6 protein-coding genes and 1 pseudogene are annotated in these 6533 nt (G+C 61.9%); 2 read left to right on the top strand and 5 right to left on the bottom strand.

From position 1 onward, the window contains the following. From ACRXB1_RS27420 to ACRXB1_RS27405, 4 genes are all read right to left on the bottom strand, one after another. Positions 1-1200 (bottom strand): FUSC family protein (locus ACRXB1_RS27420; RefSeq protein WP_449493814.1); only part of this gene is annotated, 1200 nt, incomplete at its 3' end. A gap of 6 nt (positions 1201-1206) precedes the next feature. Then, entirely contained in the window at positions 1207-1713 is a 507-nt protein-coding gene (locus tag ACRXB1_RS27415) for a MarR family winged helix-turn-helix transcriptional regulator (protein ID WP_449493813.1), read from the bottom strand. Between the two features lie 78 nt (positions 1714-1791). Further along, positions 1792-3492: a cobaltochelatase CobT-related protein gene (locus ACRXB1_RS27410; RefSeq protein WP_174363887.1), complete on the bottom strand. Its 1701-nt coding sequence runs from the start codon at positions 3490-3492 to the stop codon at positions 1792-1794. A gap of 9 nt (positions 3493-3501) precedes the next feature. Then, on the bottom strand, positions 3502-4713 hold the full coding sequence (locus tag ACRXB1_RS27405; RefSeq protein WP_062003066.1) for an AAA family ATPase: 1212 nt from the start codon (positions 4711-4713) through the stop codon (positions 3502-3504). Between the two features lie 409 nt (positions 4714-5122). On the opposite strand from ACRXB1_RS27405, the gene ltaE reads away from it, so the two are divergent. Then, entirely contained in the window at positions 5123-6154 is a 1032-nt protein-coding gene (ltaE, locus tag ACRXB1_RS27400; RefSeq protein ID WP_174365649.1) for a low-specificity L-threonine aldolase, read from the top strand. Positions 6155-6173: 19 nt separating this feature from the next. Here ltaE and ACRXB1_RS27395 read toward each other — a convergent pair whose 3' ends face one another. After that, entirely contained in the window at positions 6174-6395 is a 222-nt protein-coding gene (locus ACRXB1_RS27395; protein WP_449493812.1) for a hypothetical protein, read from the bottom strand. Positions 6396-6419: 24 nt separating this feature from the next. Between ACRXB1_RS27395 and ACRXB1_RS27390 the strand changes: the two are divergent. Next, positions 6420-6533 (top strand): annotated as a pseudogene (locus ACRXB1_RS27390) (GlxA family transcriptional regulator); the annotation flags it as partial.

Here is a 6533-nt window from a genome sequence, read left to right as displayed (position 1 = left end):
TGCCAGCGTCACGGCGCCCGCGCCATCGTTCCAGCCGGACGCAATCCAGATGCTCATGGAAACGAAGATGGCGAGCATGGCCGAGCCCGCCGAAAACATCAGCATGCCGCGATCGAAATATTGCTGCGTGCCGCCGAGCCGCCAGTGTCGATAACGCGGCCGCCACGATCCTTGCTCGTTGGTGATGATCACGCGCAGCGAGCGGCAGTCCTGCCAGACATCCACGAGCTGTTTCAGCCGCCAGAGCGTGCTCGAGAGCAGCGCGCCGTCCCACGTGCGCAGGCCGTCGCCATCGGGTTGCAGGCTTGCGATACGGGCACGCAATGCGTCGGCGTTGGCATCGGCATCAGCGGACCCCGATTTCGCATCGACGGGTTCGTCGAACCACTTGACGATATCGTCGAGAAGCGGCTTGAGACCGTCCGGCGGTGGCTGCTGGCCGCTGAACAACGCCGCGAGCGGATCGCCGATAGCCGACATGATCGGCAGCAGCAATTGCATCCGTCCGCGCAGCGCTTGCGCGCGAGCAAGGACGTCGGGCCGGCTATGGTCGTAGGCAAGCTGGCTCAGCAGGAACTCAAGCTGATTGACTGTCAAGGCCATCCGCTGGCGGCATGCCGCAATGGTTTGACCGGAGAGCCGGCCGGAAAGCGTTTCCTTCGTGTAGAACGCGGCGTCGCGGAACCAGGCGTCGGTACGTTCGATCAGCGTGGGCGCAAGACGGCTCGGGAACAACGCGCCGCCGACCACGCTCGCGCACACGATGCCGAGCACGATTTCCTCGGTCCGTGAAACGGCGAGATCGAAGATGCCGGCCGGGTTCATGACGGAGGGCAGGGCGATCAGCGGCATGGTGTACCCCGCCAGCATGAAGACGTAGCTGCGCGCGGTGCGGTCGGATATGGCGAGAAACAGCAGCGTGCCTGTCCAGATTGCAACGACGGCGCTGAAAATGTACGGCGATTCCACGAATGGCGGCACGAACAGCACAGCCGCCGCCGCGCCGATCATGGTTCCCAGCGCGCGATACAAAGCCTTCGAGCGGGTTGCGCCCACAAACGGATTCGAGACGATATACACGGTCGCCATCGCCCAGTACGGACGCGGCAATTCCAGCTTGAGGCCGATGTAAAGCGCCAGCATGGAAGCAATGAAGGTCTTGACCGAAAACAGCCATTCGCGCGAAGTGGGGTACGTCATGGTGCGCTAGACGCCTTCTTCCGTATCGGTGCCGGCCGGATGGGATTTCGACGATGCCTGGGACGCGGGCGTCGCCGCACCCAGTTTAAACGCGGCGAATACGCGCAGGGTGGCTTCCAGGTCTTCTTGGGTGACGTTTTGCAACACATCGGCGCGCAGGCCGATCAGTTCTTTCTCGATCTTGGCGATGACGCTGCGGCCTTCGTCGGTGAGGGAAATGATCTTGGCGCGCCGGTCGTCTGGATCTTCTTCGCGGCGCACGAGACTGGCGGCGCACAGTTGATCGAGCAGACGCACGAGCGACGGGCCTTCGATCCCCGTCATTTCCGCCAGCGCCACCTGCCGAACGGCCGCGTCGAGCCGCCCCGCGATAAGCAGCGGGGTAGCGCAGGCTTCGGAGACGTTGTAGGCGGCGATCACGCTATGACTGGTTCGCCGCCACTGGCGGGAGGCGATCACAAGCGCGCTGCTTACGGATTGTCGGAGTACGTCGATTGTCGGCATGGCGCGCATTGTATTTCGCCGACAATTCGTTAGCAAGCTATTGAATTAAATACCGGGGTCAGAGTTGTTTTTTAGTCGCGGGTGTTTCTACCCGCACTTCGATAGCAGGAGTTTGCTCAAAATCGCGAACGCCATGGTTGGAAGCTCAACGAGTTTCTGCACGACGATGTTATGCGCATAAAACTTTTCTACGGCGTCATCGAGCAAGCCGATGCCAACGAGTTCGATTCCCGATGCCGTGATTTCACCGATCCGCGCCCGCAAATCAGTTCGCAAGATGACTGGATGTCCGTCGCCGGTGGCGGGGTAACCATCGGACAGCACCATCAGGATGCGGCGTCCTGCCCGCTGCGCCAAAAGCCGGCCGGCCGCCCAGACCAGCGCTTCGCCGTCGGGATTCTCGTGGCTGCAGTCGATTGTGCTCAGGCCGGTGGGATTGCTCGATCCAAACCGCTTGTAGATCCTCAGGTCCAGGCGTTCGAGCTTGCGGTTGTATCGGGTTAGATCTTCGCCTTCTCCGAGCATCTGTTGGTAATACGCTTGCATCTCCGTGGACTCTACGGAGCTATACCCCAGCACTTCGCATTTGAACGACAACTGCATCAGCGCATCGCACAGCGCCGCTGCACACAGGCGCGCCAGATCCATCTTTTTTCCGGCCATGGACCCGCTGAGGTCGATGAGCAGAGTTACTGCCGCGTCGCGCCCTTCGGTCGTGCGTTTGACACGAAACGGCGTGCGATAACCCGGCGACACCACGAGCTTCGCCAGCGCCGGCCGGTCGATTTCGCCGCGTTCCTGCTCGCGTTTCCAATGCGTCTGTTCGTCGGCTTTGAGCGCACGTTCAAGGCGTGCGGTCAGCGGCGCGGTTTCCGCACGGGCGAGTGCGCGCAGGTTTCGCCACGCTGCAGGGTCGCCTCGGCCCGTCAGGTCGGTGATGATGTCGTATGCGGTGGTGAGCGGGATCGAGAGGCGCGGGCGGCCGTCGATCAGATCTATGTTGTCCAGCGACATGGGTGCCGCGGGCGATTGTGCTTCGGAAGCCTGCGCAGCGGCGTCCGACGGCGATGGCGCGCTGGTCGTGGCATCGGCTGAAGCTGCATCCGGCGTTTCGTTTTCTGATGCGGTGTCCGGATCGCTTGCGGATTGCTCTGCGTCGAGCGTGTCATCGGCGTCGGCGGTGAACATCATCGTATTGACGTCGCCCGCGCCGAGCGATCTGATCCGCGCCACGAGCGCGTGCGCATTCGCGATGCTTTCGCGCGTCGACCGGCTCTTGCGCGCAGTTTCCAGTGCATCGGTCACAGCGCCGAGCGTGGCCAGAAGCGCGGGCGTGCGTTCCGTGACGGCGGGCGTTTCGCCCCACAGCGCGCCTTCGACAAGCCAGATCAGCTTGTCGCGCCATGAAAGCGTGGACCATTTCTGGTGCGTGGCATGCGCCTTCTGCGCGCGCAGCCTCTCGATATATCCACGGGCACCCGGATAGTCGGTGAACAAACGCTCGCATACACGCCGGTCTTCTATGACCTCGGCAAGTTGCCGCGCCGGACCTGAAGGCAGCGCGTCGATCTCATCGATGACGGAAAACTTCCAGCGCGCCGCGAGCAGATCGAGCTGGCCGGTGAGGGCGTCCGCGTCCGGTGAATCCGGCGCGGGTTCCGCAAGCACGATGCGCTCGCGTTCGACACGCGGGCCGCGTGCATCGAAGGAGACGGTCACGCCATAGCGGCCCGTCAGGACCCGCGCGAGCCGGCTTAGCGTGTCAGGCGTGAGTTGGGCGCGGCTCACCAACGCGGCTCAATCGTCAAACGCGATGTGATGCCGGATGATGCTGCGTATCAGCGCAGCGTCCTCCGCGCTCACTTTTGCGTAGATCGCAGGGCCGGCGGCGCGCTCCGGATCGCCCGAACGAAGCATGAGGTCGGCCCAGTCGAGCAAACGGCGCGTCGAAAACGCGCTCGCCAGATCTTCCCGGGCGAAGGCCGCGCGGCAATCGGCGGCAATCGCGGCGAGCGTGTTTGCCATCGGCGGCGTGATGCGCGCGCCGAGCGTGCGCATCAGCACCTCGGCTTCCTCTTCCGGCGACAAATAATCCATCAGGTACACGCGCCATCGGTCGAGAAAGGCTTCGTTCATCAGGTTTGCACCCTGGTACAGATGACGATAAATGCTCATCGCACCAACGGCGTTCGCGGTCGCGAACAACCGGAACGACGCATGCGGCGCGACCAGCTCGTTGCCTTTTTCCTTCAGCAGCAAGCGTCCGTGCGGTTCGAGCACGGCGGTCAGCACGGCGAGGATCGATGGCTCGGCAAAATCGATTTCATCGACCACGAGCCAGAGGCCTTCGCGCATCGCGGTCGGCAACACGCCGTCCACCCACAGGGTTTCGCCGCCTTTCACGGTCCAGAACCCCACGAAATCGCCGATGGTCGTCTGCCCGTTCATATTCGCCCGCAGCACGCCGTGTTGCGAGCGCGCCGCGACCTGTTCGATCAGGCTGGTTTTGCCCGCGCCGGTGTGTCCGATCAGCATCACACGCCGGTTTTCCACGATGTCCTGAAGGATGTCGGCGAAGCGCCCGGGGAAGAGGTAGGCGGGATTCAGGCGCGGCACGAGCGGACCGGCGTGGCCGAGCGGCATTTCGACTGTGCCGATCAAAGTAGTGGCATGGTCCGGCTGAGAAAGCGTGGCGAACATTGCTTTGCCCGGTGCTGCGCGCTTGAGGTCCTTGAGAAAGCCGTTGCGTCCTTCGCCGGCAACGGGCGCTTCTTTGTCGCCGGGACGCAGAAAACCTTCGCGATGCCACTTTTGCAGCTTCGATTTCAGGTTTTCAAGATCGACGACGGTATCGATATTCGCCGGCGCCTCGTCGCGCCCATGTTCGATCCGGTACATCTGGGGCCTGTCGGAGAGCGTCACGCGCCACCATTCGGCACCATGTCCGGCGGAGCGTTCATAGCGGCCGATGTAGGGATCGTCTTGCAATTGCGGGTCGGGCGCGTTCATGGGAGTCGAGGCTTGGTCGCAGTGGATTGCGGAAGATTATACGTTCGGAGCTTCGCGGCGCGTTCCGCTTGCGTCGACAGCGGCAAAACTTAATAATTTGCATTAGATACACGTGTTAACCATTTGATCTAAAAGAGAATTATATTAAACCTAATAATTTTTTTAGGAATACTTCTTAAACTCTTGATTTGCTTAGAAAATATTGTGTAGCGCGCGAACCTAACTTCAAGTGCTTTATAAGCTCGTGCCTGAAGTTAATTCTCATTCGTAGGTTTCGGCTGCAAGTCATTGATTTAATTGAGCAACTGTGGGTAATCGCGGACTCGTCAATCCCACCGGCCTTTATGACGCAGCTCACGACCGCGCGTCCACAATGGCAAAATAAGCGCTCCACAAACCAGGAGCCGCAATGCGTACCCCGATCAAGCACGACTTCCGCAGCGACACCGTTACGCGACCCGGCCCGGCGATGCGCGCCGCGATGGCATCGGCGGAAGTGGGCGACGACGTCTTTCGCGATGACCCTACCGTCACCCGCCTGGAAGAAACGCTCGCAGAACGCTTTGGCAAGGACGCCGGGGTTTTCCTGACATCGGGTACGCAATCGAATCTGGTTGCGCTAATGGCGCATTGCGGACGGGGCGATGAGTTCATCGTGGGCCAGCAGGCCCATGCGTACAAATGGGAAGGCGGCGGCGCGGCCGTTCTCGGCAGCATTCAGCCGCAGCCCTTGAACAATCAGCCCGATGGTTCGCTCGCACTGCAGGATATCGAAGAAGCGATCAAGCCCGACGATTCGCATTTCGCGCGCACGCGGCTTCTCGCGCTGGAAAACACGATCGGCGGCAAGGTCCTCTCGCATGAATACATGGAGGCGGCGACAGCGCTTGCGCGCCGCCACGGGCTGGCTACCCATCTCGATGGCGCGCGCATTTTCAACGCGGCCACGGCGCTGAAGATGCCTGTCGCGACCCTCGCGCGTCCATTCGATACGGTGTCCGTGTGTTTGTCGAAGGGATTGGGTACACCGGTCGGCTCGGTGCTGGTCGGCAGTGCGCCGCTGATTGCGAAGGCGCGGCGTACGCGCAAGATGCTGGGCGGCGGTTTGCGACAAGTCGGGATTCTCGCGGCGGCGGGCCTCTACGCGCTCGAACACAACGTGGAGCGTCTCGCCGACGACCACGCGAACGCGAAGGCACTGGCCGAAGGCCTTGCATCGTTCAGCCAGCTCAAGGTCACGATGCCGGATACCAACATCGTTTTCGTCGAAGTGGACGGCGCGGTTGCCGAGGGAATCTCGGCGCACCTCGCGTCGCACGGAATTGGCATTACGTCGGCCTATGGCGCGACCAAACAGCGCTGGGTCACGCATCTGGATGTGGACCGGGCTGCAGTCGAAGACGCATTGAGCGCTGCAAAGTCGTTCTTCGCCAACCGATAGCCAACGGACGGGAAGCCGGTCACTCTTCCTTCACGAAATCGATGAACGCACGCAACGGCGCGGGCATGTGCGTGCGGCTCGGGTAGTACAGGAACGGCCCTGAAAAGTGCTCCCACCACTCGTGGAGCACCGGCACGAGCGCGCCGCTGTCGATTTGCGGACGCAGGAATTCATCGAAGGTATAGATCATTCCCAGGCCGGCGGTCGCGGCGGCCACTTCCAGTGCCAGCGTCGTCGCCACTAACGGCCCTCCCATGAATATGCCGGAATGAGCCCTGTAGACTACATTCACGGCCTGCGTGTAGCGCTCGCACGCGAATTGATCGCCCAATCTTCGCTCGACATGGAGGCGGTGGCCGAGCGTGCTGGTTTCGGGTCA

Source organism: Caballeronia sp. M23-90, from assembly GCF_053574605.1.
The sequence above is the reverse complement of the archived record's forward strand: the minus strand, read 5'-3'. Positions and strand labels throughout refer to the sequence as shown.

What these genes read in the sequence shown, in the direction of transcription:
- ACRXB1_RS27415 (WP_449493813.1), bottom strand. Translation starts at nt 1,713, where the DNA reads ATGCGCGCCATGCCGACAATCGACGTACTCCGACAATCCGTAAGCAGC.
- ACRXB1_RS27405 (WP_062003066.1), bottom strand. Translation starts at nt 4,713, where the DNA reads ATGAACGCGCCCGACCCGCAATTGCAAGACGATCCCTACATCGGCCGC.
- ltaE (WP_174365649.1), top strand. Translation starts at nt 5,123, where the DNA reads ATGCGTACCCCGATCAAGCACGACTTCCGCAGCGACACCGTTACGCGA.